The sequence below is a fragment of the Pseudomonas sp. MWU12-2319 genome, assembly GCF_023242525.1.
GTDB lineage: Bacteria > Pseudomonadota > Gammaproteobacteria > Pseudomonadales > Pseudomonadaceae > Aquipseudomonas > Aquipseudomonas gingeri_D.
In genome coordinates this window covers 590,920-617,152 of sequence record NZ_JALJES010000001.1, presented here as the reverse complement: position 1 = coordinate 617,152, position 26,233 = coordinate 590,920, and the positions used below count along the sequence as shown (strand labels likewise).

21 protein-coding genes are annotated in these 26,233 nt (G+C 60.9%); 16 read left to right on the top strand and 5 right to left on the bottom strand.

Annotated features, from left to right (window positions below):
- Positions 1-43 precede the first annotated feature (43 nt).
- A complete protein-coding gene (locus tag M5C01_RS02625; RefSeq protein WP_152737193.1) occupies positions 44-976 on the top strand; it encodes a lipid A biosynthesis lauroyl acyltransferase in 933 nt (310 codons plus the stop codon).
- 70 nt (positions 977-1,046) lie between these two features.
- Positions 1,047-2,225: a patatin-like phospholipase family protein gene (locus tag M5C01_RS02620; protein WP_152737192.1), complete on the top strand. Its 1,179-nt coding sequence runs from the start codon at positions 1,047-1,049 to the stop codon at positions 2,223-2,225.
- A 135-nt stretch (positions 2,226-2,360) separates the two neighbouring features.
- Here M5C01_RS02620 and M5C01_RS02615 read toward each other — a convergent pair whose 3' ends face one another.
- From M5C01_RS02615 to M5C01_RS02605, 3 genes are all read right to left on the bottom strand, one after another.
- Entirely contained in the window at positions 2,361-3,170 is an 810-nt protein-coding gene (locus tag M5C01_RS02615) for a Cof-type HAD-IIB family hydrolase (protein WP_152737191.1), read from the bottom strand.
- A 63-nt stretch (positions 3,171-3,233) separates the two neighbouring features.
- Positions 3,234-4,022: a VacJ family lipoprotein gene (locus M5C01_RS02610; RefSeq protein ID WP_177100398.1), complete on the bottom strand. Its 789-nt coding sequence runs from the start codon at positions 4,020-4,022 to the stop codon at positions 3,234-3,236.
- Entirely contained in the window at positions 4,015-5,313 is a 1,299-nt protein-coding gene (locus M5C01_RS02605; RefSeq protein ID WP_152737189.1) for a serine/threonine protein kinase, read from the bottom strand. The genes M5C01_RS02610 and M5C01_RS02605 overlap by 8 nt, the downstream gene beginning before the upstream one ends.
- A 235-nt stretch (positions 5,314-5,548) precedes the next feature.
- Here M5C01_RS02605 and M5C01_RS02600 point away from each other — a divergent pair, with 235 nt between their 5' ends.
- On the top strand, positions 5,549-5,908 hold the full coding sequence (locus M5C01_RS02600) for a hypothetical protein (RefSeq protein WP_152737188.1): 360 nt from the start codon (positions 5,549-5,551) through the stop codon (positions 5,906-5,908).
- A 167-nt stretch (positions 5,909-6,075) separates the two neighbouring features.
- Here the strand turns inward: M5C01_RS02600 and M5C01_RS02595 are convergent, their stop codons facing one another.
- Positions 6,076-7,668, bottom strand: coding sequence for a beta (1-6) glucans synthase (locus M5C01_RS02595; RefSeq protein ID WP_178129741.1), 1,593 nt, complete (start codon positions 7,666-7,668; stop codon positions 6,076-6,078).
- 288 nt (positions 7,669-7,956) lie between these two features.
- On the opposite strand from M5C01_RS02595, the gene M5C01_RS02590 reads away from it, so the two are divergent.
- The 3 genes from M5C01_RS02590 (at position 7,957) to M5C01_RS02580 (ending at position 10,997) form a co-directional block, all read left to right on the top strand.
- Positions 7,957-8,805, top strand: coding sequence for a glycine betaine ABC transporter substrate-binding protein (locus M5C01_RS02590; RefSeq protein WP_152737186.1), 849 nt, complete (start codon positions 7,957-7,959; stop codon positions 8,803-8,805).
- Between the two features lie 225 nt (positions 8,806-9,030).
- A complete protein-coding gene (locus M5C01_RS02585) occupies positions 9,031-9,342 on the top strand; it encodes a DUF485 domain-containing protein (protein ID WP_103498758.1) in 312 nt (103 codons plus the stop codon).
- Positions 9,339-10,997: a cation acetate symporter gene (locus tag M5C01_RS02580; RefSeq protein ID WP_152737185.1), complete on the top strand. Its 1,659-nt coding sequence runs from the start codon at positions 9,339-9,341 to the stop codon at positions 10,995-10,997. The genes M5C01_RS02585 and M5C01_RS02580 overlap by 4 nt, the downstream gene beginning before the upstream one ends.
- A gap of 383 nt (positions 10,998-11,380) precedes the next feature.
- Here M5C01_RS02580 and gltA read toward each other — a convergent pair whose 3' ends face one another.
- On the bottom strand, positions 11,381-12,670 hold the full coding sequence (gene gltA / locus M5C01_RS02575) for a citrate synthase (protein WP_103498760.1): 1,290 nt from the start codon (positions 12,668-12,670) through the stop codon (positions 11,381-11,383).
- 363 nt (positions 12,671-13,033) lie between these two features.
- Here gltA and sdhC point away from each other — a divergent pair, with 363 nt between their 5' ends.
- The 10 genes from sdhC to brnQ all read left to right on the top strand — a co-directional run bounded on the left by sdhC (position 13,034) and on the right by brnQ (position 26,052).
- The gene (gene sdhC, locus M5C01_RS02570) at positions 13,034-13,408 is read left to right on the top strand and encodes a succinate dehydrogenase, cytochrome b556 subunit (protein ID WP_103498761.1); all 375 of its coding nucleotides are present in this window, start codon (positions 13,034-13,036) and stop codon (positions 13,406-13,408) included.
- A complete protein-coding gene (gene sdhD / locus M5C01_RS02565; RefSeq protein ID WP_103498762.1) occupies positions 13,402-13,770 on the top strand; it encodes a succinate dehydrogenase, hydrophobic membrane anchor protein in 369 nt (122 codons plus the stop codon). Before sdhC ends, sdhD begins: the two co-directional genes overlap by 7 nt.
- A gap of 3 nt (positions 13,771-13,773) precedes the next feature.
- Complete coding sequence (gene sdhA / locus M5C01_RS02560) at positions 13,774-15,546, top strand: succinate dehydrogenase flavoprotein subunit (protein WP_100940872.1); 1,773 nt, start codon at positions 13,774-13,776, stop codon at positions 15,544-15,546.
- 12 nt (positions 15,547-15,558) lie between these two features.
- On the top strand, positions 15,559-16,263 hold the full coding sequence (locus tag M5C01_RS02555; protein WP_100940979.1) for a succinate dehydrogenase iron-sulfur subunit: 705 nt from the start codon (positions 15,559-15,561) through the stop codon (positions 16,261-16,263).
- A gap of 293 nt (positions 16,264-16,556) precedes the next feature.
- Positions 16,557-19,388: a 2-oxoglutarate dehydrogenase E1 component gene (locus tag M5C01_RS02550; protein ID WP_103498763.1), complete on the top strand. Its 2,832-nt coding sequence runs from the start codon at positions 16,557-16,559 to the stop codon at positions 19,386-19,388.
- A gap of 42 nt (positions 19,389-19,430) precedes the next feature.
- The gene (gene odhB, locus M5C01_RS02545) at positions 19,431-20,654 is read left to right on the top strand and encodes a 2-oxoglutarate dehydrogenase complex dihydrolipoyllysine-residue succinyltransferase (RefSeq protein WP_100940870.1); all 1,224 of its coding nucleotides are present in this window, start codon (positions 19,431-19,433) and stop codon (positions 20,652-20,654) included.
- A 110-nt stretch (positions 20,655-20,764) separates the two neighbouring features.
- Positions 20,765-22,204 carry a dihydrolipoyl dehydrogenase gene (gene lpdA, locus M5C01_RS02540; protein WP_103498764.1) on the top strand — a complete coding sequence of 480 codons (1,440 nt, stop codon included), beginning with the start codon at positions 20,765-20,767 and terminating at the stop codon, positions 22,202-22,204.
- A gap of 197 nt (positions 22,205-22,401) precedes the next feature.
- Positions 22,402-23,568 carry an ADP-forming succinate--CoA ligase subunit beta gene (gene sucC, locus M5C01_RS02535; protein WP_103498765.1) on the top strand — a complete coding sequence of 389 codons (1,167 nt, stop codon included), beginning with the start codon at positions 22,402-22,404 and terminating at the stop codon, positions 23,566-23,568.
- Entirely contained in the window at positions 23,568-24,449 is an 882-nt protein-coding gene (gene sucD, locus M5C01_RS02530) for a succinate--CoA ligase subunit alpha (RefSeq protein WP_019692317.1), read from the top strand. Before sucC ends, sucD begins: the two co-directional genes overlap by 1 nt.
- A 289-nt stretch (positions 24,450-24,738) precedes the next feature.
- Positions 24,739-26,052: a branched-chain amino acid transport system II carrier protein gene (gene brnQ, locus M5C01_RS02525; protein WP_152737184.1), complete on the top strand. Its 1,314-nt coding sequence runs from the start codon at positions 24,739-24,741 to the stop codon at positions 26,050-26,052.
- Positions 26,053-26,233: the final 181 nt, after the last annotated feature.

Below are 26,233 nucleotides of genomic sequence, written 5' to 3'. Positions count from 1 at the left end.
CCGTTGTAGAATGCGCGGCCTTGTTGTCTGTCCGGAATCACCCATGGATCGCCCGCGTTTTCGAGCTGCTTTTCTTCATCCCCGCTACTGGCTGCTATGGCTGGGGTTGGGCTTGCTGTGGCTGATTGTCCAGTTGCCCTATGGGCTCCTGTTGTGGCTGGGACGTTTTCTCGGGGCGGTGATGTATCGGGTGTCCGCCGACCGACGGACCATTGCCGCGCGTAATCTGCAATTGTGTTTTCCGGCGTTGTCCGACGCCGAGCGCGACCAACTGCTGCGGAAAAATCTCGCGTCCACCGGGATCGCCTTTTTCGAAATGGCCATGAGCTGGTGGTGGTCCAAGCCGCGCCTGGCACGGCTGGCTCATATCGAAGGCCTCGAACATCTGCAGAACGCTCAGCGTGAGGGCAAGGGCGTGATCCTGATGGCCCTGCATTTCACCACCCTGGAGATCGGCGCGGCCTTGCTCGGCCAGCGCCATACCATCGACGGCATGTACCGCGAGCACAGCAATGCGCTGTTCGATTTTATCCAGCGCCGTGGTCGTGAGCGGCACAACCTCGATTCCCTGGCGGTCGAGCGCGACGATGTGCGTGGCATGCTCAAGTTGCTGCGCGCCGGTCGGGCGATCTGGTACGCGCCGGACCAGGACTACGGGATCAAGCAGAGTGTGTTCGTGCCGCTGTTCGGTATCCAGGCCGCCACCGTCACCGCCACCAGCAAGTTCGCCCGCCTGGGCAAGGCGCTGGTGGTGCCGTTCACCCAGCAGCGCCTGGCCGACGGCAGTGGTTATCGGCTGGTGATTCATCCACCGCTGACGGATTTCCCAGGGGAAACCGAAGAGGCTGACTGCCTGCGGATCAATCAATGGGTCGAGGTGGCGCTGCGCGAATGCCCGGAGCAGTACCTCTGGGCCCATCGCCGTTTCAAGAGCCGGCCGCCGGGTGAGCCCAAACTCTATCCAAAACGCCGATAAAACCATCCGGGTGTTGCGGCGGGGGGCAGGCGTGGTGTATCAGGATGTTACTGATTAATGGAGTGTCGCGATGAGCCCAGCTGAACCGGTCACCGGCCTGATTCTCTCTGGAGGGGGCGCGCGCGCGGCCTATCAGGTGGGGGTGCTGGCGGCGATTGCCGAGCTCTTGCCCGAGGGGGCGCCTAATCCCTTTCCGGTGATCGTCGGCACTTCGGCCGGGGCGATCAATGCGGTCAGCCTGGCCAGTGGGGCGATGGATTTCACCGCCTCGATCGAGCGCCTGACCGCATTCTGGCAAGGGTTTCGCAGCCATCTGGTGCTGCGTAGCGATTGGCCGGGTGTGATACGCCAGGCCAGCCGCTTTGTCGGTCACAGCCTGCTGGGCATGGGTGCGCAAGTCCCGGTGGCGTTGCTCGACAGTTCGCCCTTGCGCGACCTGCTCAATGACAAACTGCATCTTCCGGGTATCGACCACGCCATCGAGCAACAGCAGTTGCACGCCGTGGCGGTGACCGCGTTTGGTTATGAGTCCGGCCAGGCGGTGACCTTTTATCAGGGCAAGGGCGCTATCGACTCCTGGTTGCGCCATCGCCGGGTTGGCGTGCCGACCCGGCTGACGGTGGAGCACTTGCTGGCGAGTTCGGCGATCCCGCTGCTGTTTGCCCCGGTCAAGCTGGACCAGGAGTACTTCGGTGACGGTGCGGTGCGTCAGTCGGCGCCCATCAGTCCGGCGCTGCATCTGGGGGCGACCCGGGTGTTGGTGGTGGGGGTCAGTGGCAACCCGCGGGGTGTCGACACGGCCACCGAGCGGACGTATAGCGGACAGCAACCGAGCCTGGCGCAGATTGGCGGGCATATGCTCAACAGTACGTTTATCGACAGCCTGGAAAGCGATATCGAGTTGCTGCAGCGCTTGAATCAGTTCAGTCGGATGTTGCCGACACAACCGCGCAGCTTGGGCCTGGCGCCGGTGGATGTGCTGGTGATCGCACCGAGCCAGCCGATCGATGAAATCGCCGCGCGCCATCGTCATGAGTTGCCGGCGGCATTGCGCTTTTTCCTGCGCGGGCCGGGGGCGACCCGGACCAGTGGCGCCGGGGTGTTGAGCTACCTGCTGTTCGAGGCGTCTTATTGCAGCGAGTTGATCGAGCTGGGGCGTCGTGATGCGCTGGCCAAGCGCGATGAGCTGTGCCGGTTCCTGGGATTGCCGCAGGTTTCGATGGTGGCGCAGACGGCATCGGCGCTCTAGTTCCCGAGAACACGACACTACCTTGTAGGAGCCGGCTTGCTGGCGATGCGATCTGGTAGCCGACATCGTTGTTGCCTGGATAACCGCTATCGCCAGCAAGCCGGCTCCTACAGGGGACCGTGTTCAGTCTGTGGATTACGCTGTCAGCAGGTTCGCCGCCAGATAACGGGCCACTGATTCCTCGCTGCAACTGCCCAGGGTTTCATGCCCGGGCAGGGCCTGGAACACCTTGGCGTGAGCTGTGCCCATGACCAGCCCCTTGCCGATGCTCGAAAGCATCTCGACATCGTTCATCCCGTCGCCAAATGCGATGCACTGGCTCAGCGGCACTTGCAGGAAGTCCGCGAGTTTCTTCAGGGCACTGCCCTTGGACACGCTGCTGGCCATCATTTCCAGGCAGAAGGGCGAGGAAAAGGTGCTGTGTACCTGATCGCCCACCAAGCGCTTGAGCTGTTCATCCAGGATCGCCAGGGCCTCATGGTCCTTGTCCTTGTGGATAAAGAAGACTTTCTCCACCGCCTCGATGGGGAACTCATCGCCAGTCACTACCGTGGGAGGAAAGCCTTCGTTTTGCATGAATCTCTTCAGCAACTGGCTATCGGCATTGGTGAACCATTGGGACTGGCCATACAGGTTGGTCACCAGGTTCGGGTCGTGCCGGGTGGCGTCCAGCAGCGCTCGCACCGCCTGAGGCGGCAGATGCTCGCTGGCGTCCAGGGTCTTGCAGGCACTGCTGACCCGTGCGCCGTTGGCGGTGATCAGGTGAACCTTCAGGTTGTAGGGGCGCAGGATCGCCTCGACATCGGGCTGGCTGCGCCCGGTGGCGATAACCACATGCTTGCCGGCCTCCAACAGGCGCTTGAGCACTCCATGGGAATAGTCGCCGATGCGGTCATCCGGTAGCAGCAGGGTGCCGTCCAGGTCGGTGGCGATCAGGTGGTACATATTTATGTCCTTGTCAGGCCTGTGAGTCTTTAATATCCCGAACAGGCCCTGCAAGGTCCGGGTTTATTCAGCAATCTGCAGCTTGCGCGCCTCGGTGTAGACGTAGCGGACTTTCTCGTATTCGAACGGCGAGTTCAACTGGCCATAACGGAAGCTGGTGGTGTAGCGCTTGTCGATGGCCTCCAGCAGATAGATCTCCGGGTGGTCGGAACTGACCTGGGAAACGTTGAGGAAGTTGATCTGTGATTCGGCGGCGAAGTCGAACACCAGCCCCGTGGTATCGCGCAGGTTCGACGGCCCGAAGAACGGCAGCACCAGGTACGCCCCGCCCGGTACACCATAGAAGCCCAGGGTCTGGCCGAAGTCTTCGGTCTGGCGTGGCAGGCCCATCCTGGTCGCCGGGTCCCACAGGCCGGCGACGCCGATGGTGGTGTTGAGCAGCAGGCGCCCGGTGGTTTCCAGCGCGCGCTTGCCCTTGAACTGGAACAGGCTGTTGAGCAGGTTGGAAACGTCCCCCAGGTTACTGAAGAAGTGGCTCACCCCCTCGCGCAGGAAGGTCGGCGTGACGTAGCGGTAGCCATCGACCGCCGGCAGGAACACCCACTCGTCGAAGCGGTAGTTGAAGTGATAGACGTGGCGGTTCCAGGACTCCAACGGGTCGTAGACGCTCAGGGCGTTGAGGGTCGAACGTTCGAACTCACGCTGGTCCAGGCCCGGGTTGAACTTGAGCTTTTTCAGCGGTTCGGAGAAACCGTCCGGATCCGGCACCACGGTGTCATGGGCCTTGCTGTTGTCGGCCAGGGCAGGGGTTGCGCAGAGCAAGGCTGCGATCAACAAAAGAGATTTAGCCACGGAAGAACTCCAGCATGGCGTCGGCGTTGACGCGGTAATTGAGGTTGCCGCAGTGGCCGCCATGGGGGTAGACCGTCAGACGATTGCCAAAGGTGCTGCGCAGGAAACCCAGGTCGCCAGGGCCGAGGATGACGTCGTCGGCGTTGTGCATCACGGCGATTTTCGGGCTGTCGTGCAGGTAGTCCTTGAGGGCGTAGAGGCTGACCTGGTCGATCAGTTGCAGCAGGCTGCCGCCGTCGCTGCGGGCGCGCCACATTGGGATCACCTGTTCGGTCAGGTAGCAGTCGAAATCACACTGCAGGGCGCGCTTGAACATCGGCGTCAGGCTGGTGCCTTCGCTGATCGGGTACTTGGGCGGCGTGATCAGGCCGCGGCGGTTGATCAGGTCCGAGGTAAAGGCGATGTCCGCCGCCGAAAAGCGGAAGGTGGTGCCGATCAACATGGCCATCTGTTCATTGGTCAGGTGCTGCTTGGAATGCTGGAAGTCGTAGACCAGGGCGTCGTTGAGGTCGATGTAGCCCTTCTGCTGGAAGTAGCGGGTCAGCTTGCCCAGCACCAGCTCATAGAAGGTGGTGGTGGTGTTGATGCCCTTGACCTCGGTCTGCACCAGTTTGTCGAGGTTGGTGACCGAGGTGTAGAGGTTGACCGGCGGGTTGAGCAGCAGGACTTTCTTGAAGTTGAAGCTGCGCCGGGTTTCATCCAGCTTGCTGACAAAGGCGGCATCCAGGGCGCCGAGGCTGTAGCCGGTGAGGTAGTACTCGGTCACCGGCAGTTTCGGTTGTTGGGCGCGTACCGCCTGCATGACCCGGTACATGTCCTCGGCGTCTTCCTGGCTGATACCGGGGGTGGCGAAGCGCGAGGCGGCACTCATGAAGTCGAAGCTGGTGGGCGATGACAGCTGCACGACGTGGTAGCCGGCCTGGTAATAGAGCTTTTTCAGGTACTCGTTGATGCTGCTGTCATAACGTGCGCCGGTGCCGGAGATCAGGAAGATCAGCGGTGCCGGGTGATCCTGCTGGGCCAGGCGGTAGGTGAGTTTCTTCACCGCCCAGAAATTGTCCGGAAGGATGAAGTCGCGCTCGGGGCGCAACTTGAGGCTGTAGTCGGCCTGGTGGATGCTGTCGTCGTCGGGCAGTTTCGGCCGCAGCGCCGGCGGCGTGGTGGCGATGGTCGCTTCAAACGGGTTGGTCAGCGGGTAGCCATAACTGGCGGCGTCGACATCGACTGCCAGGGCGGACGCACTCAAGATGAGACCGCCGATAAAGGCAGCGAGGCGCAGAGAACGGAGCATGACTACATCCCTTTGAAGGAAAGCACTGAATGAGGTTCGCAGGCTATGACCATCGGGGTACTGCCGAAGTGCCATGTCCCGACGCTAAAAAAGCATTTTAGATGGGGGGCGACGGGTAATTGCCTGGCAACGATACACTTTGCCGCAGTTTGCCGAACAGTTATATGTGGTGAGCGCTTGCATAGGCGCTTCTGGCGATTATGCTGGGCGCCGTTTTCGCTTATCGGAGTTGTCCATGTCTCGCCGTTTGCCGCTGGTTCTGCTGCTTATTGTCCTGCCGTTGTGGCTGGCTGCCAGTTATGGCGTGCGTTATGGATTGATGGAGGACGGGCAGTGGGTCGGGCTGTGCCTGGACGAGGCGTCGCGCTGGCAGTGCCAGGCGCGCTCCAACCTGGGCTGGTTGATCCACTTCAAGGCGCTGGGCTGGACGGCGTTGGTCGCGGCGCTATTGGCTTTTGTCGCGCCGGGGCGTTTGGGGCGGGCCTTGGCGGTATTGGCGCTGCTGGCCGGGTTTCCGGCGCTGGCGTTGTACAACACCAGTCTGGCGGTGTTTGCGTTGGTGATTGCGGGGTTGCGGTTGGTGCGTTCGGCCTGACTGAGTCGTTGAGCGCACACCGAACCTGTAGGAGCAGGGCTTGTCGGATCGCCGCACCGCCGCGAAGCTTTTAGCGTTCTCAGGGGCCTCTTCGCTGGCAAGCCAGGCTCCTACAGGACGGTGTTTCAGCGCGCAATAGCGTCGAGCCCTGAAGTCGGGTTTGTCTGTTATTTGCGAACCCGCACACTACGCCACAGCGCGGCCACCATCAGCACGCAGACCAGCGCCCAACCCCAGGCCTGCTGGTTGGCCAGGCCTTCACGGTACAGCTGCGGGGCAATACCGGCGCCGATGATCAGCGCCAGCAGCCCCATCTCCCGACGCGGGCCGCGCACCGGACGCACCAGGAACACCAGCGCCGGCAACAGCAAGGCTGCGCTCGGGAAGCTGCGGTAGCGTGGATCGAATACCAACTCCAGCATCATCACCGCCGCTGCAAAGCCCGCGCCTGCCAGCAGCCAGCCGGCGCGTTGCTCCAGGGATTTGGACAGGCCGGCGTGCCAGCCGGCCTGGCTACCCAGGGTCAGTGCCGCATGGGCCAGCACCAGCAGGTTCAACAGCACCAGCAGGCCGGCCCAGACCCACTCGCTGGTAAACCGGCTGGTGACCCACGCCAATTCGCCCCAGGCACCTATGGAGCAACCTGCCAGCGCCCCCAGCAGCGGCAACAACAGCGCCGCCCGGGTATTGCGCACTCGCCCGGCCAGCAGCAAGGTACCGAGGAATATCACCCCACCGAAGCCCAACCACAGCGGCCATTGCGGCAGGTTCGAAACTGGCCCGGCCAACACGCCCTTGTCCTGGCGGTCGGCATCGAACAGCCCCCAGTAACCGCCGACCGCACCTTCGCTGCCGCGTTTCCACGGTTGGTCAAAGGCCTCGATCAGGTTGTAGTGCCAACCGTTCTGCTCGGCCAGGGTGACAAAACCGCGAATGAACTTCGCTTCGTTGACCCGGCTCGGCTGGGCGGTTTCACGCTGGCGGCCTTCGCTCGGCCAGCCGGTTTCACCGATCAGGATGTCCTTGGGGGCGAACCGCTTGCCGAATACCTCGCGGACCTGGGCGACATGTTCGATCGCGCGGTCGATCCCGGCAGGGTCATCTTCCCAGTACGGCAGCAGGTGAATGGTCAGGAAGTCCACGGCCGGGGCGACCTGCGGATGCTTGAGCCAGAATTCCCAGACGTCGGCATAGGTCACCGGCTGCTTCACGTTGGCCTTGACCTTGTGGATCAGCTTGACCAGTTGGTCGCCGGTGACTTCCTTGCGCAGCAGGGTTTCGTTGCCGACGATCACCGCGCTGACCACATCGGCGTTGGCGTTGGCCGAGGCGATCAGGGCATCGACTTCCTTCTCGGTGTCCACCGGGTTGCTGTTGACCCAGGCGCCGATCATCATTTTCAGGCCATGTTTGCGCGCCAGGTCCGGCAAGGCTTCGAGGCCGGTCATGGAATAGGTGCGGATGCACTCGAAGCGGGTGGCCAGCAGCGCCAGGTCGGCATCCATGCGTTCGACACGAGGCTTGAACGGCTGGTCGAACGGCGATTGGTCCTTGGCGAACGGCGTATAGGAGGCGCATTGCAGCTTGTGGGTCGGCGTCGCCGCATCGGGCAGGATCACCGGCTGGCCGAGGCCATACCAGAAGCCGCAAAGTGCAAGAAGTCCGAGCAGGCTGGCGAACAACAACGGGAGGAGCGGGAAACGGGCAGTGGCGGACATGGTCGGGCCGTATGGGAACAAAGCCGCGCATGTTACCCGGATTTCCACCGGCCTTGGGCCTGTGCAGTATTTTGTCATGCAAAGTTCGAGCGCAATAAATGAAGGGATTTCCCAAGCCCCCGATTGCTGGCGTTCTGATGTCGTTTCTCGTTGTCTTGAGGTCGCTGTCAGAGCAGGTCGATGGGCGAGGCGGGTTGATGATCAGGGCATCAGAACTCCGCTGATGATCGGACGGGTTCAAGGGTGAGGCGTGATGGGGGCGCCATGCACTATAACAATACGTTGACGTCGCCCGGCAGTCGTCGGGTGCAGCATTTCGGGGAAGTAACGATGAAGATGCGACGACTCTTAGGCGCAGGTGCCGCTCTGGTACTGGCGATCAGTTCCAACCTGGCCGGTGCGGCGGCCAAGGAAGTATCCATCGGTTATGTCGATGGTTGGTCGGACAGCGTGGCCACTACCAACGTGGCGGCCGAGGTCATCCGGCAGAAACTGGGTTATGACGTCAAGCTGCAAGCCGTCGCGACCGGGATCATGTGGGAAGGGGTTGCTACCGGCAAGCTCGATGCCATGCTCTCGGCCTGGTTGCCCGTGACCCACGGCGAGTACTGGGCCAAGAACAAGGACAAGGTGGTCGACTACGGCCCCAACTTCAAGGACGCCAAGATCGGCCTGATCGTGCCGGAGTACGTCACGGCCAAGTCCATCGCCGACCTGAAGACTGACACCACCTACAAGAACAAGATCGTCGGCATCGACGCCGGTTCAGGCGTGATGCTCAAGACCGACCAGGCCATCAAGGACTACGGTCTGGACTACAAGCTGCAAGCCAGCTCGGGGGCGGGGATGATCGCCGAACTGACCCGTGCCGAGAAGAAGAACGAATCCATTGTCGTCACCGGCTGGGTGCCGCACTGGATGTTCGCCAAGTGGAAACTGCGCTTCCTGGACGATCCGAAGGGCGTCTATGGCGCCGCGGAAACCGTGAACAGCATCGGCAGCTTGAAGCTGGAAGCCAAGGCGCCGGAAGTGGCGGCATTCCTGAAGAAGTTCCAGTGGGCCTCCAAGGATGAGATCGGCGAAGTCATGCTGGCGATCCAGGACGGCGCCAAGCCGGAAGCCGCGGCCAAGGACTGGGTCGCCAAGCACCCGGACCGCGTAGCCGAGTGGACCCAGTAACCCACCTGCCTGCGTAGTCCCCCGAAAAGGCCGCATGATATTCCGTCATGCGGCCTTTTTGCGTCTGGGTGTCTGTCATCACCGCCTACACTGAGTCAGAGCGTCTTCGCCTGAAAACTGGCGAAACCGTAATGTCGTTCTAATACTAAGGTCGTCTGGTTTCGCTTCCCCAGCCGCCTAAAGTGAAAAAGGTTTCATCTCATCTGTGCTGCGAGGATAAAAACAATGAACGACAGCATTTACCTCTCGATTCAAAACAGCCCCCGCTTCAAGGAGCTGGTCAGGAAACGGGAACGCTTCGCCTGGACACTGTCGGCGATCATGCTCGGACTTTACTCGGGTTTCATTCTATTGATCGCCTATGGGCCACAGATCCTGGGCGCTAAACTCAGTCCCGGCTCTTCCATCACCTGGGGCATCCCGTTGGGTGTCGGACTGATCGTTTCGGCGTTCGTCCTGACGGCCATCTATGTGCGTCGCGCCAATGGCGAGTTCGACGACCTGAACAACGCGATTCTCAAGGAGGCCCAACAATGATCCGGCGTCTATTGGCAGTATTGGCCGGCTCGGCTTTCGCGCCCCTGGTCCTGGCGGCTGACGCCCTGACCGGCGAAGTGCACAAGCAACCTCTCAATGTGGCGGCCATCGCGATGTTCGTGGTGTTCGTCGGCGCCACCCTGTGCATCACCTACTGGGCCTCCAAGCGCAACAAGTCGGCTGCCGACTACTACGCGGCGGGCGGCAAGATCACCGGTTTGCAGAATGGCCTGGCGATTGCCGGCGACTATATGTCGGCGGCGTCCTTCCTGGGGATTTCCGCGCTGGTCTATGCCTCGGGTTATGACGGCTTGATCTACTCCATCGGCTTCCTGGTGGGCTGGCCGATCATCCTGTTCCTGATCGCCGAGCGCCTGCGCAACCTGGGCAAGTACACCTTTGCCGATGTGGCGTCCTACCGCCTCGGGCAAACCCAGATCCGTTCGCTGTCGGCCTGCGGTTCGCTGGTGGTGGTGTCCTTCTACCTGATCGCCCAGATGGTCGGTGCCGGCAAGCTGATCCAGCTGCTGTTCGGCCTGGACTACTACGTGGCGGTGATCCTGGTGGGGATCCTGATGTGCCTCTATGTGCTGTTCGGCGGCATGCTGGCCACCACCTGGGTGCAGATCATCAAGGCGGTGCTGTTGCTGTCCGGTGCCTCGTTCATGGCGCTGATGGTGATGAAGCACGTCAACTTCGACTTCAACATGCTGTTTTCCGAAGCGGTCAAGGTTCACCCCAAGGGTGAGGCGATCATGAGCCCCGGCGGCCTGGTGAAGGATCCGATCTCGGCCTTCTCGCTGGGCCTGGCGCTGATGTTCGGTACTGCCGGGCTGCCCCACATCCTGATGCGTTTCTTCACCGTGAGTGATGCGAAGGAAGCGCGCAAGAGCGTGTTGTACGCCACCGGGTTTATCGGCTACTTCTATATCCTGACCTTTATCATCGGTTTTGGCGCGATCCTGCTGGTCAGCACCAACCCGGCGTTCAAGGATGCGGCGGGCGCGCTGCTCGGTGGCAACAACATGGCGGCGGTGCACCTGGCCAACGCGGTGGGTGGCAACATCTTCCTCGGCTTTATCTCGGCCGTGGCCTTTGCCACCATCCTCGCGGTGGTGGCCGGTCTGACCCTGGCCGGCGCCTCGGCGGTGTCCCATGACCTGTATGCCAGCGTGATCAAGAAGGGCAAGGCCAACGAAAAGGATGAGATCCGCGTCTCGAAGATCACCACCATCGCCCTTGGCGTGCTGGCGATCGGCCTGGGCATCCTGTTCGAAAGCCAGAACATCGCGTTCATGGTCGGCCTGGCGTTCTCGATTGCCGCCAGTTGCAACTTCCCGGTGCTGCTGCTTTCCATGTACTGGAAGAAGCTGACCACCCGTGGTGCGATGATCGGTGGCTGGATGGGCCTGGTCAGTGCGGTAGGGCTGATGATCCTCGGCCCGACCATCTGGGTGCAGATCATGCATCACGAGAAGGCGATCTTCCCGTATGAGTACCCGGCGCTGTTCTCGATGGCCATTGCATTCGTCGGGATCTGGTTCTTCTCCATTACCGACAAGTCGGTGGCGGCGGAGAAGGAACGTGCGCTGTTCTTCCCGCAGTTCGTGCGTTCGCAGACCGGTCTGGGGGCGAGTGGGGCGGTTTCCCACTAAGGGTTGTATAGGCTTCTCTATATAAGCTGTGTTGCAACGAAATGCCCTGGTCGAGAGATCGGGGCATTTTTGTTGGGCGGTCACTGTGCTGGTTTGCCGGTGGTGGGGCATTGAGCTTTGTGTTGTCTGACAGGGCCTCTTCGCGGGCAAGCTCCGCTCCCACAATTGTTCTGTGCCTGACCGGAGGTTCGCGGTGCACGCGCCATCTTATGGAGGAGGGGCTGACTCAATGCCTATGTCTGGCCCCTGTCCTGTGGGAGCGGAGCTTGCCCGCGAAGGCGTCCTGACAAGCGCCGCAGGACCCGGCAGGGCGCCACAAACAGAAACGGCCTCTATCAAGAGGCCGTTTCCGTTGTCGCTAAGACGCTATTGCAAGACAGGGGTTACTTGCGGTCTTCCAGCTTGGTGATGTCACGCGACTCGTAGCCGGTGTACAGCTGGCGCGGACGGCCAATCTTGTACGGGCTGGAGAGCATTTCCTTCCAGTGGGAGATCCAGCCCACGGTCCGCGCCAGGGCGAAGATCACGGTGAACATGCTGGTTGGAATGCCGATCGCCTTGAGGATGATCCCCGAGTAGAAGTCGACGTTCGGGTACAGCGAACGCTCGATGAAGTACGGGTCGGTCAGGGCGATCTCTTCGAGACGCATGGCCAGTTCCAGCTGCGGATCGTTGTTGATGCCCAGCTCTTTCAGGACTTCGTCGCAGGTCTGCTTCATCACGGTGGCACGTGGGTCGCGGTTCTTGTAGACCCGGTGACCGAAGCCCATCAGCTTGAACGGATCGTTCTTGTCCTTGGCCTTGGCGATGAACTTGTCGATGTTCGAGACATCGCCGATTTCATCGAGCATGGTCAGGACCGCTTCGTTCGCGCCGCCGTGGGCAGGACCCCAGAGTGCGGCGATACCGGCGGCGATACAGGCGAACGGGTTGGCACCCGAAGAGCCCGCCAGGCGCACGGTGGAGGTCGAAGCGTTCTGCTCGTGGTCGGCATGGAGGATGAAGATCCGGTCCATGGCCTTGGCGAGCACCGGGCTGATCGGTTTGATCTCGCACGGGGTGTTGAACATCATGTGCAGGAAGTTTTCCGCGTACGACAGGTCGTTGCGCGGGTACATCATGGGTTGACCCATGGAGTACTTGTACACCATCGCGGCCAGGGTCGGCATCTTGGCGACCAGGCGAATGGCGGAAATCTCGCGGTGCTGGGCGTTATTGATGTCCAGCGAGTCGTGGTAGAAGGCCGACAGGGCACCAACCACGCCGCACATCACGGCCATCGGGTGGGCGTCGCGACGGAAACCGTTGAAGAAGGTCTTCAACTGCTCGTGCACCATGGTGTGATTCTTCACGGTGCTGACGAACTGGGCCTTCTGCTCGACTGTCGGCAGTTCGCCGTTGAGCAGCAGGTAGCAGGTTTCCAGGTAGTCGGATTTCTCGGCGAGTTGCTCGATCGGGTAGCCGCGGTGCAGCAGGATGCCGTTATCGCCGTCGATATAGGTGATCTTCGACTCGCAGGAAGCGGTCGACATGAAGCCAGGGTCGAATGTGAACCGGCCCGTGGCCGTCAGGCCCCGCACGTCGATTACATCGGGACCAACGGTGCCGGTTAAAATGGGCAGCTCGACGGGGGCTGCGCCCTCGATGATCAACTGCGCTTTTTTGTCAGCCATGTGGCCTCCTATTTATGCTTGAAATCATCAGACAGGCCCCCCACGCAGGGCCCGCACCACTATAGTGAGATAAATTCGAATGTCAATTTGCCAAAAGTCTTGTCGTAGGCGGCTTTGGGCGGACCTTTTCCTCGAAATTGACGGCTATTTACGCCTTTTATCCGGCTAACGCAATGCGCTATTAGGGGTAGTCCTTTGCGTTGTCATTAGTAGCCTAACTGTCTATACTCGGCACCCGACCGCCAGGGGCTTTTGGGCCTGTTTTACTGGGGGTCGTCACTCCCTGGGTGGTGGGTACCTGACCAGTGCACTTGCCCAACAACTTTGCCCTGATCGTTAGGGCTCATCAGTGAAAAAAAAGCCGTGAAAAGCCAACGACCTGTAAACCTAGACCTAAGGACCATCAAACTCCCCATAACCGGCGTTACGTCGTTTCTTCACCGTGTATCCGGCATCATTCTCTTCCTGGGCCTTGGCTTCATGCTGTATGCATTGGGCAAATCCCTGGGTTCGGAGGAAGGTTTCGCCGAGGTGAAGGCGTGCTTGACCAGCCCGCTGGCCAAGTTCATTGGATGGGGGCTTCTGTCCGCCTTGCTGTATCACATGGTGGCTGGTGTGCGCCATCTGATCATGGATATGGGCATCGGTGAAACGCTGGAAGGCGGCAAACTGGGCTCTAAAATCGTCATCGCCATTTCCGTGGTGCTGATCGTTCTGGCGGGAGTTTGGATATGGTAACCAGCGTTACGAACCTATCGCGTTCGGGCCTCTACGACTGGATGGCGCAGCGCGTATCTGCTGTCGTTCTCGCGGCTTACTTCATCTTCCTGATCGGATACGTCGTTGCGAATCCGGGCCTGGGCTACGCCCAGTGGCACGGGCTGTTCGCCCACAACGGGATGCGCATCTTCAGTCTGTTGGCCCTGGTGGCCCTGGGCGCTCACGCCTGGGTCGGCATGTGGACCATTTCGACCGACTACCTGACGCCGATGGCGCTGGGCAAGTCCGCGACAGCAGTGCGTTTCCTTTTCCAGGCAGTATGCGGCGTTGCGATGTTCGCCTACTTCGTCTGGGGTGTGCAGATTCTCTGGGGTATCTGATTCATGGCTAACATTCCAACGATTTCTTTCGACGCCATCATCATTGGCGGCGGCGGTGCGGGCATGCGTGCCGCGCTGCAACTGGCCCAGGGTGGTCACAAGACGGCCGTGATCACCAAGGTGTTCCCGACCCGTTCGCACACCGTATCGGCCCAGGGTGGCATCACCTGCGCCATCGCGTCCGCCGACCCGAACGATGACTGGCGCTGGCACATGTACGATACCGTCAAGGGTTCCGACTATATCGGTGACCAGGACGCTATCGAATACATGTGTCAGGAAGGCCCGGCTGCCGTTTACGAGCTGGACCACATGGGCATGCCGTTCTCGCGTACCGAGCAGGGTCGTATCTACCAGCGTCCATTCGGCGGTCAGTCGAAGGATTACGGTAAAGGCGGTCAGGCCGCACGGACTTGCGCCGCTTCCGACCGTACCGGTCACGCGCTGCTGCACACCCTTTATCAGGGCAACCTGAAAGCCGGGACCGTGTTCCTGAACGAGTACTACGCTGTCGATCTGGTGAAGAACCAGGACGGCGCGTTTGTCGGTGTGATCGCGATCTGCATCGAAACCGGCGAAACCAGCTACATCCGCGCCAAGGCCACCGTCCTGGCCACCGGCGGTGCCGGTCGTATCTACTCGTCTACCACCAATGCCCTGATCAACACCGGTGACGGCGTCGGCATGGCCCTGCGTGCTGGCGTGCCGGTACAAGATATCGAAATGTGGCAGTTCCACCCGACCGGCATCGCCGGCGCCGGTGTACTGGTCACCGAAGGTTGCCGCGGTGAAGGCGGTTACCTGATCAACAAGCACGGCGAGCGTTTCATGGAGCGTTATGCTCCGAACGCGAAAGACCTGGCCGGTCGTGACGTGGTAGCACGTTCGATGGTCAAGGAAATCATCGCCGGCAACGGCTGTGGCCCGAATGGCGACCACGTGCTGCTCAAGCTCGACCACCTCGGCGAGGAAGTGCTGCACAGCCGCCTGCCAGGTATCTGCGAACTGTCCAAGACCTTCGCCCACGTCGACCCGGTCGTTGCCCCGGTTCCGGTCGTTCCAACCTGCCACTACATGATGGGCGGCGTTGCCACCAACATCCATGGCCAGGCGATCACCCAGGACGCCGAAGGCGTCGACACCATCATCCCGGGCCTGTTCGCGGTCGGTGAAGTGGCGTGCGTATCGGTTCACGGTGCCAACCGCCTGGGCGGCAACTCGCTGCTCGACCTGGTGGTCTTCGGCCGTGCGGCCGGCCTGCACCTGGAAAAAGCCCTGACCGACGGTATCGACTACGACGACGCCACCGACGCCAACATCACGGCGGCACTGGCGCGTCTGTCCGCTCTGAACGAGCGTACCGACGGCGAAGACGTGGCGACTCTGCGTCGCGAGCTGCAAAGCTGCATGCAGAACTACTTCGGTGTATTCCGTACCGGCGAATACATGCAGAAGGGCATCGCCCAGTTGGCTGACCTGCGCACTCGTATTGCCAACGTCAAGATCAACGACAAGTCCCAGGCCTTCAACACCGCGCGTATCGAAGCCCTCGAGCTGCAAAACCTGCTGGAAGTGGCCGAAGCCACGGCGATTGCCGCTGAGCATCGCAAAGAGTCCCGCGGCGCCCACGCCCGTGAAGACTTTGAAGAGCGCGACGACGAAAACTGGCTGTGCCATACCCTGTTCTTCCCGGGTGAGAAGCGTGTGACCAAGCGTGCCGTTAACTTCTCGCCGAAGACCGTTCCGACTTTCGAACCAAAAGTCCGGACTTACTAAAGGGTGATCGATATGTTGCAAGTCGAAGTTTATCGTTACAACCCTGACACCGACGCCGCGCCGAAAACCCAGGTTTTCCAGGTCGACACCGGTGGCAAGGACTTGATGGTGCTGGACGTACTGGCCCTGATCAAGGAACAGGACGAAGGTTTCTCCTATCGTCGCTCGTGCCGTGAAGGCGTGTGCGGTTCCGACGGCATGAATATCAACGGCAAGAACGGCCTGGCGTGCATCACGCCGCTGTCCGCCGTGGTCAAGGGCAACAAGCTGGTGGTGCGTCCACTGCCTGGTTTGCCGGTGATCCGTGACTTGGTCGTCGATATGAGCATCTTCTACAAGCAATACGAGAAGGTGAAGCCATTCCTGCAGAACGACACGCCGGCTCCGGCCATCGAACGTCTGCAGACGCCGGAAGAGCGCGAGAAGCTGGACGGTCTGTACGAGTGCATCCTGTGCGCTTGCTGCTCGACTTCCTGCCCGTCCTTCTGGTGGAACCCCGACAAGTTCCTGGGCCCGGCCGCCCTGCTGCAAGCGTACCGCTTCCTGGCAGACAGCCGCGACACCAAGACCACCGAGCGTCTGGCTTCGCTGGATGACCCGTTCAGCGTATTCCGCTGCCGCGGGATCATGAACTGCGTCAACGTCTGTCCGAAAGGCCTGAATCCGACCAAGGCCATCGGTCACATCCGTAACATGTTGCTGCAAAGCGGCGTGTGATTCAGCGGCTGTAACCTGGCTGTTGTAAAACGGCAGTTGTAAATAGTGGCACCGCTGTAACCGTAGAAAGGCCAGGGCGCGGGCTTCAACCCGCGCCCCGGCTATAACCAGAGCAACGGCTCATAAAGCTGTGGCTCTTATTTTTGAAGAAATGAGACCAGCAGGGGCATCCGGGCTGGTACCCGGACTATCAGCGTGATCCCAAGTGGCTTGTTCTGGTCTCGGCATTCGGACTGTTGCAAGCGTGCGTGGTGTTTTCGCCGGTGGTGTCCCCTAACCGAGGGTGACCAAGCATGCAAGAAAGCGTGATGCAGCGCATGTGGAACAGCGGCTATCTTTCAGGTGGTAACGCTGCCTATGTGGAAGAGCTCTACGAGCTCTACCTGCACGACCCTAACGCTGTGCCAGAAGAGTGGCGCACCAAATTTCAGACGTTGCCCGCTGACGGCAACGCTGCCACCGATGTTTCGCACTCGACAATCCGCGACCATTTCGTCTTGCTGGCAAAGAACCAGCGCCGCGCCCAACCGGTTTCCGCCGGCAGCGTGAGCAGTGAGCACGAGAAGAAGCAGGTTGAAGTGCTGCGATTGATCCAGGCCTACAGGATGCGTGGCCACCAGGCAGCCCAGCTCGACCCGCTGGGACTGTGGCAGCGTCCTGCACCCGCAGACCTGTCGATCAATCATTACGGCTTGACCAATGCCGATCTTGATACGACCTTCCGTGCCGGCGACCTGTTCATCGGCAAAGAGGAAGCGAGCCTACGCGAAATTCACGAAGCGTTGCAGCAGACATATTGCCGCACCATCGGCGCTGAATTCACGCACATCGTCGATACCGAGCAACGCCACTGGTTCCAGCAGCGTCTGGAAAGCGTGCGCGGCCGTCCGATCTTCTCCGCGGAAATCAAGAGCCACCTGCTTGAGCGCGTCACCGCTGCCGAAGGCCTGGAAAAGTACCTGGGCACCAAGTATCCGGGCACCAAGCGTTTCGGTCTGGAAGGCGGCGAGAGCCTGATTCCGATGCTCGACGAGCTGATCCAGCGTTCCGGTTCCTACGGCACCAAGGAAATCGTCATCGGCATGGCCCACCGTGGCCGTCTGAACGTGCTGGTCAACACCTTCGGCAAGAACCCGCGCGAGCTGTTCGACGAGTTCGAAGGCAAGAAGAAGGTCGAGCTGGGTTCCGGTGACGTGAAATACCACCAGGGCTTCTCGTCCAACGTGATGACCACCGGCGGTGAAGTTCACCTGGCCATGGCGTTCAACCCGTCCCACCTGGAAATCGTTTCCCCGGTGGTCGAAGGTTCGGTTCGCGCCCGTCAGGACCGTCGCAACGATGCGGCCGGTGACAAGGTTCTGCCGATTTCCCTCCACGGTGACGCGGCGTTCGCCGGTCAAGGCGTGGTCATGGAAACCTTCCAGATGTCGCAGACCCGCGGTTTCAAGACCGGCGGCACCGTGCACATCGTGATCAACAACCAGGTCGGTTTCACCATCAGCAACCCGCTGGACTCGCGTTCCACCGAGTACGCCACCGACGTTGCGAAGATGATCCAGGCGCCGATCCTCCATGTGAATGGCGATGATCCGGAAGCCGTCCTGTTCGTGACCCAGCTGGCCATCGACTACCGCATGCAGTACAAGCGCGACGTGGTGATCGATCTGGTCTGCTACCGTCGTCGTGGTCACAACGAAGCGGATGAGCCTAGCGGCACCCAGCCGTTGATGTATCAGCAGATCACCAAGCAGCGCACCACCCGTGAGCTGTACGCCGAGCGCTTGGTTCAGGCCAAGGTGCTGGACGAAGAGCGTGTCCAGGCGAAGATCGACGAGTACCGCAACGCCCTGGACAACGGTCTGCACGTGGTAAAAAGCCTGGTCAAGGAACCGAACAAGGAGTTGTTCGTCGACTGGCGCCCGTACCTGGGTCACGCGTGGACCGCACGTCACGACACCCGCTTCGATCTGAAGACCTTGCAGGAACTGTCCGCCAAGCTGCTGGAAATTCCGGAAGGCTTCGTGGTCCAGCGCCAGGTCGCGAAGATCTACGAAGACCGTCAGAAGATGCAAGCCGGCGGCCTGCCGATCAACTGGGGTTACGCCGAAACCATGGCGTACGCGACCCTGGCGTTCGAAGGTCACCCGATCCGCATGACCGGCCAGGACATCGGCCGCGGTACGTTCTCGCACCGTCATGCCGTGCTGCACAACCAGAAAGACGCGGGCACCTACATTCCGCTGCAGAACCTGTACGAAGGTCAGCCACGCTTCGACCTGTACGACTCGTTCCTGTCGGAAGAAGCCGTGCTGGCGTTCGAATACGGTTACTCGACCACCACGCCTGAGGCGCTGGTGATCTGGGAAGCCCAGTTCGGCGACTTCGCCAACGGTGCCCAGGTGGTTGTCGACCAGTTCATCACCAGTGGCGAGCACAAGTGGGGCCGTCTGTGCGGTCTGACCATGCTGCTGCCGCACGGTTATGAAGGCCAGGGTCCGGAGCACTCCTCGGCCCGTCTGGAACGCTACCTGCAGCTGTGCGCCGAGCACAACGTCCAGGTCTGCGTGCCGACTACCCCGGCACAGATCTACCACCTGCTGCGTCGTCAGGTCATCCGTCCGCTGCGCAAGCCGCTGATCGTGCTGACGCCGAAGTCGCTGCTGCGTCACAAGCTGGCAATCTCCACGCTGGAAGATCTGGCCGAAGGTTCGTTCCAGACCGTTATCCCGGAAATCGACGCTCTCGACCCGAAAAAGGTCAGCCGTCTGATTCTGTGCAGCGGCAAGGTCTACTACGACCTGCTGGAAAAACGCCGTGCCGAAGGCCGTGACGACATCGCTGTGGTGCGTATCGAGCAACTGTATCCGTTCCCGGAAGACGACCTGATCGAAATCCTGGCGCCGTACAAACACCTCAAGCACATCGTCTGGTGTCAGGAAGAGCCGATGAACCAGGGCGCCTGGTACAGCAGTCAGCATCACATGCGTCGCATCGTTGGCGGACACAACAAGTCGCTGGTACTTGAGTACGCCGGCCGTGACGCCTCTGCCGCACCGGCTTGTGGTTATGCATCGATGCACGCTGAGCAGCAGGAAAAACTGCTGCAAGATGCCTTTACTGTTTAACGCCTTCGCGCACCTGAAACCGAATTTAAGGAACCACAGATAATGGCTATCGAGATCAAAGCCCCCACTTTCCCGGAATCGGTTGCCGATGGCACCGTTGCCACCTGGCACAAAAAACCGGGCGAAGCTGTCAAGCGTGACGACCTGATCGTCGACATCGAAACCGACAAAGTGGTCTTGGAAGTACTCGCAACCGCCGACGGCGTGCTGGGCGCTATCGTCAAGAACGAAGGCGATACCGTTCTGTCCGACGAAGTCCTGGGCTCCATCGTTGAAGGCGGCGCTGCTGCTGCCGCTCCTGCCGCCGCCGCTGCTCCTGCGGCTGCCCAGGCCGCTGCTCCGGCCGCCGCTGGCGAAGACGATCCGGTGGCCGCACCGGCCGCGCGCAAGCTGGCTGAAGAAAACGGCATCAACATCGCTTCCGTTGCCGGCACCGGCAAGGGCGGTCGTGTGACCAAGGAAGACGTGGTGGCTGCTGTTGCCGCCAAGAAAGCCGCGCCTGCTGCCGCTCCAGCCAAGGCTGCCGCTCCAGCGGCCGCCGCCCCGGTGTTCGCTGCCGGCGATCGCGTCGAGAAGCGTGTGCCGATGACCCGCGTTCGCGCCACCGTGGCCAAGCGCCTGGTTGAAGCACAGTCGAACATGGCGATGCTGACCACGTTCAACGAAGTGAACATGAAGCCGATCATGGACCTGCGTTCGAAGTACAAGGACCTGTTCGAGAAGACCCACAACGGCGTACGCCTGGGCTTCATGTCGTTCTTCGTGAAAGCGGCCACCGAAGCGCTGAAACGCTTCCCGGCAGTCAACGCTTCCATCGACGGCGCCGATATCGTCTACCACGGCTACTCCGACGTGGGTGTCGCGGTGTCCAGCGATCGTGGCCTGGTGGTCCCGGTCCTGCGCAACGCCGAGCTGATGAGCCTGGCCGAGATCGAAAACGGCATCGCCACCTACGGCAAGAAAGCCCGTGACGGCAAGCTGTCCATCGACGAGATGACCGGTGGTACGTTCACCATCACCAACGGTGGTACATTCGGTTCCCTGCTGTCGACGCCGATCGTCAACCCGCCACAAGCCGCCATCCTGGGCATGCACAACATCAACGAGCGCCCGATGGCGGTCAAGGGTGAAGTGGTGATCCTGCCGATGATGTACCTGGCGCTGTCCTACGATCACCGCCTGATCGACGGTAAGGAAGCGGTGTCTTTCCTGGTGACTATCAAGAACCTGCTGGAAGACCCGGCTCGTCTGCTGCTGGATATCTGATTGCGCCCAGGGGGGCAGGGCGCTGGCGCCTTGCCCGCTTGAACGATCAGCTTCGTCCCACGACGGTCCCCACGCGGGGCCGTCCGGTTTGATTCGATAAGGAATGACACATGACTCAGAAATTCGACGTGGTAGTGATTGGCGCGGGCCCTGGCGGCTATGTAGCCGCCATCAAGGCAGCGCAACTTGGTCTCAAGACTGCCTGCATCGAGAAGTACCAGGATAAAGAGGGCAAGCTGGCCCTCGGCGGTACTTGCCTGAACGTTGGCTGCATTCCATCCAAGGCGCTGCTGGACAGCTCCTGGAAGTACCATGAAGCCAAGGATGGGTTCGCCATCCACGGTATCTCCACCGGCGCCGTGAAAATGGACGTCGCCGCGATGGTTGGCCGCAAGGCCGGTATCGTGAAGAACCTGACCGGCGGCGTGGCCATGCTGTTCAAGGCCAATGGCGTGACTTCGATCGAAGGCCACGGCAAGCTGCTGGCCGGCAAGAAAGTCGAAGTGACCAAGCCTGATGGCACGGTTGAAGTGATCGAAGCCGAGAACGTGATCCTGGCTCCAGGTTCGCGTCCGATCGACATTCCACCTGCCCCGGTTGACCAGAACGTGATCGTCGATTCGACCGGCGCCCTGGAATTCCAATCCGTACCGAAGCGCCTCGGCGTGATCGGCGCGGGCGTGATCGGTCTGGAACTGGGTTCCGTCTGGTCCCGTCTGGGTTCTGAAGTGACCGTGCTGGAAGCCCTGGATACTTTCCTGATGGCTGCCGACACCGCCGTCTCCAAGGAAGCGCTGAAAACCCTGACCAAACAGGGTCTGGACATCAAGCTGGGCGCTCGCGTGACCGGTTCCAAGGTCAACAAGGGCAAGGAAGTGGTGGTGACCTACACCAACTCCGAAGGCGAACAGACCATTACTTTCGACAAACTGATCGTGGCCGTTGGCCGTCGCCCAGTGACCACCGACCTGCTGTCGGCTGATTGCGGCGTGACCCTCGACGAGCGCGGTTTCGTCCACGTTGACGATCACTGCGCCACCACCGTGCCGGGCGTCTACGCCATCGGTGACGTGGTTCGCGGCATGATGCTGGCACACAAGGCCTCGGAAGAGGGCATCATGGTTGTCGAGCGCATCAAGGGCCACAAAGCCCAGATGAACTACGACCTGATCCCGTCGGTTATCTACACCCACCCGGAAATTGCATGGGTCGGTAAAACCGAACAGGCTTTGAAAGCCGAAGGCGTTGAAGTTAACATCGGCACCTTCCCGTTCGCCGCCAGTGGCCGTGCCATGGCAGCCAACGATACCGGCGGTTTCGTCAAGGTCATCGCTGATGCCAAGACCGACCGCATCCTGGGCGTCCACGTGATTGGCCCAAGCGCTGCCGAGCTGGTACAGCAAGGCGCGATCGGTATGGAATTCGGCACCAGCGCCGAAGACATCGGCATGATGGTTTTCTCCCATCCGACCCTGTCCGAAGCGTTGCACGAAGCGGCGTTGGCAGTGAATGGCGGCGCCATCCACATTGCCAACAAGAAAAAACGCTGAGTAGATAATAAGAAACCACGGCGGTCTGCCCGTCGTGAGCCTTGTGCGCAAGACTCACCGCGGAACGTCCGCTGGACGCAGTCTTGCGTCGTCGGGCCGGGCAACCGGAAAACGACGCAAGCAGCAGTCACAGGTGGTGCGGCACTGCAATCAGTGCAGCACCGAATGCGCAGTACCTAACGAAGACGGTAAAAAGCATGAATCTTCACGAGTATCAGGGTAAGCAGCTGTTCGCTGAGTACGGCCTGCCAGTATCCCAGGGTTTTGCGGTAGATACCCCGGAAGCAGCAGCAGAAGCTTGCGACAAGATCGGTGGGACCGAGTGGGTTGTCAAAGCCCAGGTCCACGCTGGTGGTCGCGGTAAAGCGGGCGGCGTTAAGCTGGTTCGCAGCAAAGAAGACGCTAAAGCCTTCGCACAGCAGTGGCTGGGCAAGCGTCTGGTGACCTATCAGACTGATGCCAATGGCCAGCCTGTCACCAAGATCCTGGTTGAATCGTGCACTGATATCGCTAAAGAGCTGTACCTGGGCGCTGTCGTTGACCGTTCGAGCCGTCGCATCGTGTTCATGGCTTCCACCGAAGGTGGCGTGGACATCGAGAAAATCGCTCACGACACCCCTGAGAAAATCCTCAAGGCCACTATCGATCCACTGGTTGGCGCTCAGCCATTCCAGGGTCGCGAGCTGGCATTCCAGCTGGGTCTGGAAGGCAAGCAAGTGACTCAGTTCGCCAAGATCTTCGTTGGTCTGGCCAAACTGTTCAAGGATCACGACCTGGCCCTTCTGGAAGTGAACCCGCTGGTGATCAAGGCCGACGGCGATCTGCATTGCCTCGATGCCAAGATCAACATCGACGCCAACGCCATGTACCGTCAGCCCAAGCTGAAAACCTTCCACGATCCGTCCCAGGACGATCCGCGCGAAGCGCACGCTGCCAAGTTCGAACTGAACTACGTAGCCCTGGAAGGCAACATCGGTTGCATGGTCAACGGTGCCGGCCTGGCCATGGGTACCATGGACATCGTCAACCTGCATGGCGGCAAACCAGCCAACTTCCTCGACGTGGGCGGTGGTGCAACCAAGGAACGCGTAACTGAAGCGTTCAAGATCATTCTGTCCGACACCAACGTCGCGGCCGTACTGGTCAACATCTTCGGCGGCATCGTTCGCTGCGACATGATTGCCGAAGGCATCATCGGCGCTGTGAAAGAAGTCGGCGTGAAAATCCCGGTTGTTGTTCGCCTTGAAGGCAACAACGCTGAGCTGGGCGCTAAAGTACTGGCAGAAAGCGGTTTGAACATCATCGCTGCTACCAGCCTGACCGACGCTGCTCAACAAGTTGTCAAAGCTGCGGAGGGCAAATAATGAGCGTCCTGATCAATAAAGACACCAAGGTTATCTGCCAGGGTATCACCGGTTCGCAGGGTAGCTTCCACACCCAGCAAGCCATCGAATACGGCACCAAGATGGTTGGTGGCGTAACTCCGGGCAAAGGCGGCACCGAGCACCTGGGCCTGCCCGTGTTCAACACCGTGAAAGACGCTGTAGCCGCTACTGGCGCCACCGCCAGCGTGATCTACGTTCCAGCTCCTTTCTGCAAGGACTCGATCCTGGAAGCAGCATTCGGCGGCATCAAGCTGATCGTCTGCATCACCGAAGGCATTCCGACCCTGGACATGCTGGACGCCAAGGTCAAGTGCGACGAGCTGGGCGTGATCCTGATCGGCCCTAACTGCCCAGGCGTGATCACTCCAGGCGAATGCAAGATCGGCATCATGCCAGGTCACATTCACTTGCCAGGCAAGGTCGGTATCGTTTCCCGTTCCGGCACCCTGACCTACGAAGCTGTGAAGCAGACCACTGACGCCGGTTTCGGTCAGTCGACTTGCGTCGGCATCGGCGGTGACCCGATCCCGGGCTCGAACTTCATCGACATCCTGAAGCTGTTCCAGGAAGACCCGAAGACCGAAGCGATCGTCATGATCGGTGAGATCGGCGGTTCGGCTGAAGAAGAAGCGGCGGCCTACATCAAGGCCCACGTGACCAAGCCGGTTGTTTCCTACATCGCTGGTGTGACTGCCCCTGCGGGCAAGCGCATGGGCCATGCGGGCGCAATCATCTCCGGCGGCAAGGGCACTGCGGACGAGAAGTTCGCTGCCCTGCAAGACGCCGGTGTGAAAACCGTGCGTTCGCTGGCAGACATCGGCAAGGCCCTGGCCGAGCTGACCGGTTGGGCGGTCAAGTAAGCCTCGCGCTTAGCTGACGCAATACCGGCAAAGGCCACCTTCGGGTGGCCTTTGTGCTTTCTGGGTTTCATATGAAAACGCGACCCGGAAATGTCGCTTGCAGGACATGATCGCCCTCAAATAGTGCGCCTTGCACCTGAGTTTGCTAGGATGCCCGCCTCTTTGCGTCCGCTGCCCACAAGGCCGCCGCGCGCTAAACGGGTCAACCCCATACGGGTCGACAGCATTTCCCTCACCCCACGGGAAATCCCTCTCTAAATTCCGATTCAGCAGTGTGGTATTTCCTGAAATGAAAGTGTTGAAAGGCCAGGACATCCTGGCACTTGGCTTTATGACCTTCGCCCTGTTCGTCGGGGCCGGCAACATCATCTTCCCCCCGATCGTCGGTTTGCAGTCCGGACCCCATGTCTGGATGGCGGCGCTGGGCTTCCTGATTACCGCGGTCGGCCTGCCGGTCATCACCGTGGTCGCGCTGGCCAAGGTCGGCGGTGCCATGGATGCCCTGAGCAGCCCCATCGGCAAGGTCGCCGGCGGTTTGTTGGCCGCGGCCTGCTACCTGGCGGTCGGCCCGCTGTTCGCCACCCCGCGCACGGCCACCGTGTCCTTCGAAGTCGGCCTGGCGCCGTTGACCGGTGAAAGCCCACTGGCGCTGCTGCTCTACAGCTCGGTGTACTTCCTGCTGGTGTTCTTCATTTCCCTGTACCCCGGGCGCCTGCTGGACACCGTCGGGCGTTTCCTCGCACCGCTGAAGATCATTGCCCTGGCGGCCCTGGGCATCGCGGCCTTTGCCTTGCCGGCCGGCGATATCGGCACGGCCACCCCCGAGTATGTCGCGGCTCCGTTCTCCCAGGGTTTCATCAATGGCTACCTGACCATGGATACCCTCGGCGCCCTGGTGTTCGGTATCGTCATCGTCAATGCCATCCGTTCCCGCGGTGTCGATTCGCCCCGGCTGATCACCCGCTACGCGATCATTGCCGGGCTGATTGCCGGGCTCGGCCTGGCGCTGGTGTATATCAGCCTGTTCCGCCTGGGTTCGGGCAGCCATGAAATCGCGGCCGGTGCCAGCAATGGCGCGGCGGTGCTGCACGCCTATGTGCAACATACCTTCGGCTCCCTGGGCAGCGGTTTCCTCGCGGTGCTGATCTCCCTGGCGTGCCTGGTGACGGCGGTGGGCCTGACCTGCGCCTGCGCCGAGTACTTCAGCCGTGTCCTGCCGCTGTCCTACAAGAGCCTGGTGATCATCCTGGCGGCGTTCTCGCTGCTGGTGTCGAACCTGGGGCTGACCAAGCTGATTGCCTTCTCGATCCCGGTCCTGACCGCGATCTACCCGCCGTGCATCGCCCTGGTGGCCCTGAGCTTCTGCCAGTCGTTCTGGCATGCCCAGGGGCGGATCGTCGGGCCGGTGATGCTGGTGTCGTTGTTGTTCGGCATGATCGACGCCCTCAAGGGCGCCGGGCTGGCGGACTGGATGCCGGCGCAGCTGTCGCACCTGCCGTTGAGCGAGCAGGGCCTGGCCTGGCTGGTGCCGTCGGTGGTGATGCTGGCGATTGCGGTGGTGATCGACCGCCTGCTCGGCAAGCCTAGCGAAGCCCTGGCCTGATCGGCTCCCTTGCTGGCGATTGCGGTCTTGGGGTCTGCGTCGCCCAAGCTGGCCTCTTCGCGGGCAAGCCCTGCTCCTACAGTACGTCGTCGTCCACCGATTTTGCGAACGACACAACACTGTAGGAGCAGGGCTTGTCGGGACGCCGCACCGCCGCGAAGAGGCCCCAGAGTCTTCTACA

Bases quoted from the DNA above. Each gene is read 5' to 3' on its own strand.
- M5C01_RS02580 (WP_152737185.1), top strand. From the start codon at position 9,339: ATGATCCGGCGTCTATTGGCAGTATTGGCCGGCTCGGCTTTCGCGCCC.
- M5C01_RS02590 (WP_152737186.1), top strand. From the start codon at position 7,957: ATGAAGATGCGACGACTCTTAGGCGCAGGTGCCGCTCTGGTACTGGCG.
- M5C01_RS02615 (WP_152737191.1), bottom strand. From the start codon at position 3,170: ATGTACCACCTGATCGCCACCGACCTGGACGGCACCCTGCTGCTACCG.
- M5C01_RS02555 (WP_100940979.1), top strand. From the start codon at position 15,559: ATGTTGCAAGTCGAAGTTTATCGTTACAACCCTGACACCGACGCCGCG.
- brnQ (WP_152737184.1), top strand. From the start codon at position 24,739: ATGAAAGTGTTGAAAGGCCAGGACATCCTGGCACTTGGCTTTATGACC.
- M5C01_RS02620 (WP_152737192.1), top strand. From the start codon at position 1,047: ATGAGCCCAGCTGAACCGGTCACCGGCCTGATTCTCTCTGGAGGGGGC.
- sucD (WP_019692317.1), top strand. From the start codon at position 23,568: ATGAGCGTCCTGATCAATAAAGACACCAAGGTTATCTGCCAGGGTATC.
- M5C01_RS02600 (WP_152737188.1), top strand. From the start codon at position 5,549: ATGTCTCGCCGTTTGCCGCTGGTTCTGCTGCTTATTGTCCTGCCGTTG.
- M5C01_RS02585 (WP_103498758.1), top strand. From the start codon at position 9,031: ATGAACGACAGCATTTACCTCTCGATTCAAAACAGCCCCCGCTTCAAG.
- sdhD (WP_103498762.1), top strand. From the start codon at position 13,402: ATGGTAACCAGCGTTACGAACCTATCGCGTTCGGGCCTCTACGACTGG.
- sucC (WP_103498765.1), top strand. From the start codon at position 22,402: ATGAATCTTCACGAGTATCAGGGTAAGCAGCTGTTCGCTGAGTACGGC.
- sdhA (WP_100940872.1), top strand. From the start codon at position 13,774: ATGGCTAACATTCCAACGATTTCTTTCGACGCCATCATCATTGGCGGC.
- M5C01_RS02605 (WP_152737189.1), bottom strand. From the start codon at position 5,313: ATGCTCCGTTCTCTGCGCCTCGCTGCCTTTATCGGCGGTCTCATCTTG.
- M5C01_RS02550 (WP_103498763.1), top strand. From the start codon at position 16,557: ATGCAAGAAAGCGTGATGCAGCGCATGTGGAACAGCGGCTATCTTTCA.
- odhB (WP_100940870.1), top strand. From the start codon at position 19,431: ATGGCTATCGAGATCAAAGCCCCCACTTTCCCGGAATCGGTTGCCGAT.
- gltA (WP_103498760.1), bottom strand. From the start codon at position 12,670: ATGGCTGACAAAAAAGCGCAGTTGATCATCGAGGGCGCAGCCCCCGTC.
- M5C01_RS02625 (WP_152737193.1), top strand. From the start codon at position 44: ATGGATCGCCCGCGTTTTCGAGCTGCTTTTCTTCATCCCCGCTACTGG.
- lpdA (WP_103498764.1), top strand. From the start codon at position 20,765: ATGACTCAGAAATTCGACGTGGTAGTGATTGGCGCGGGCCCTGGCGGC.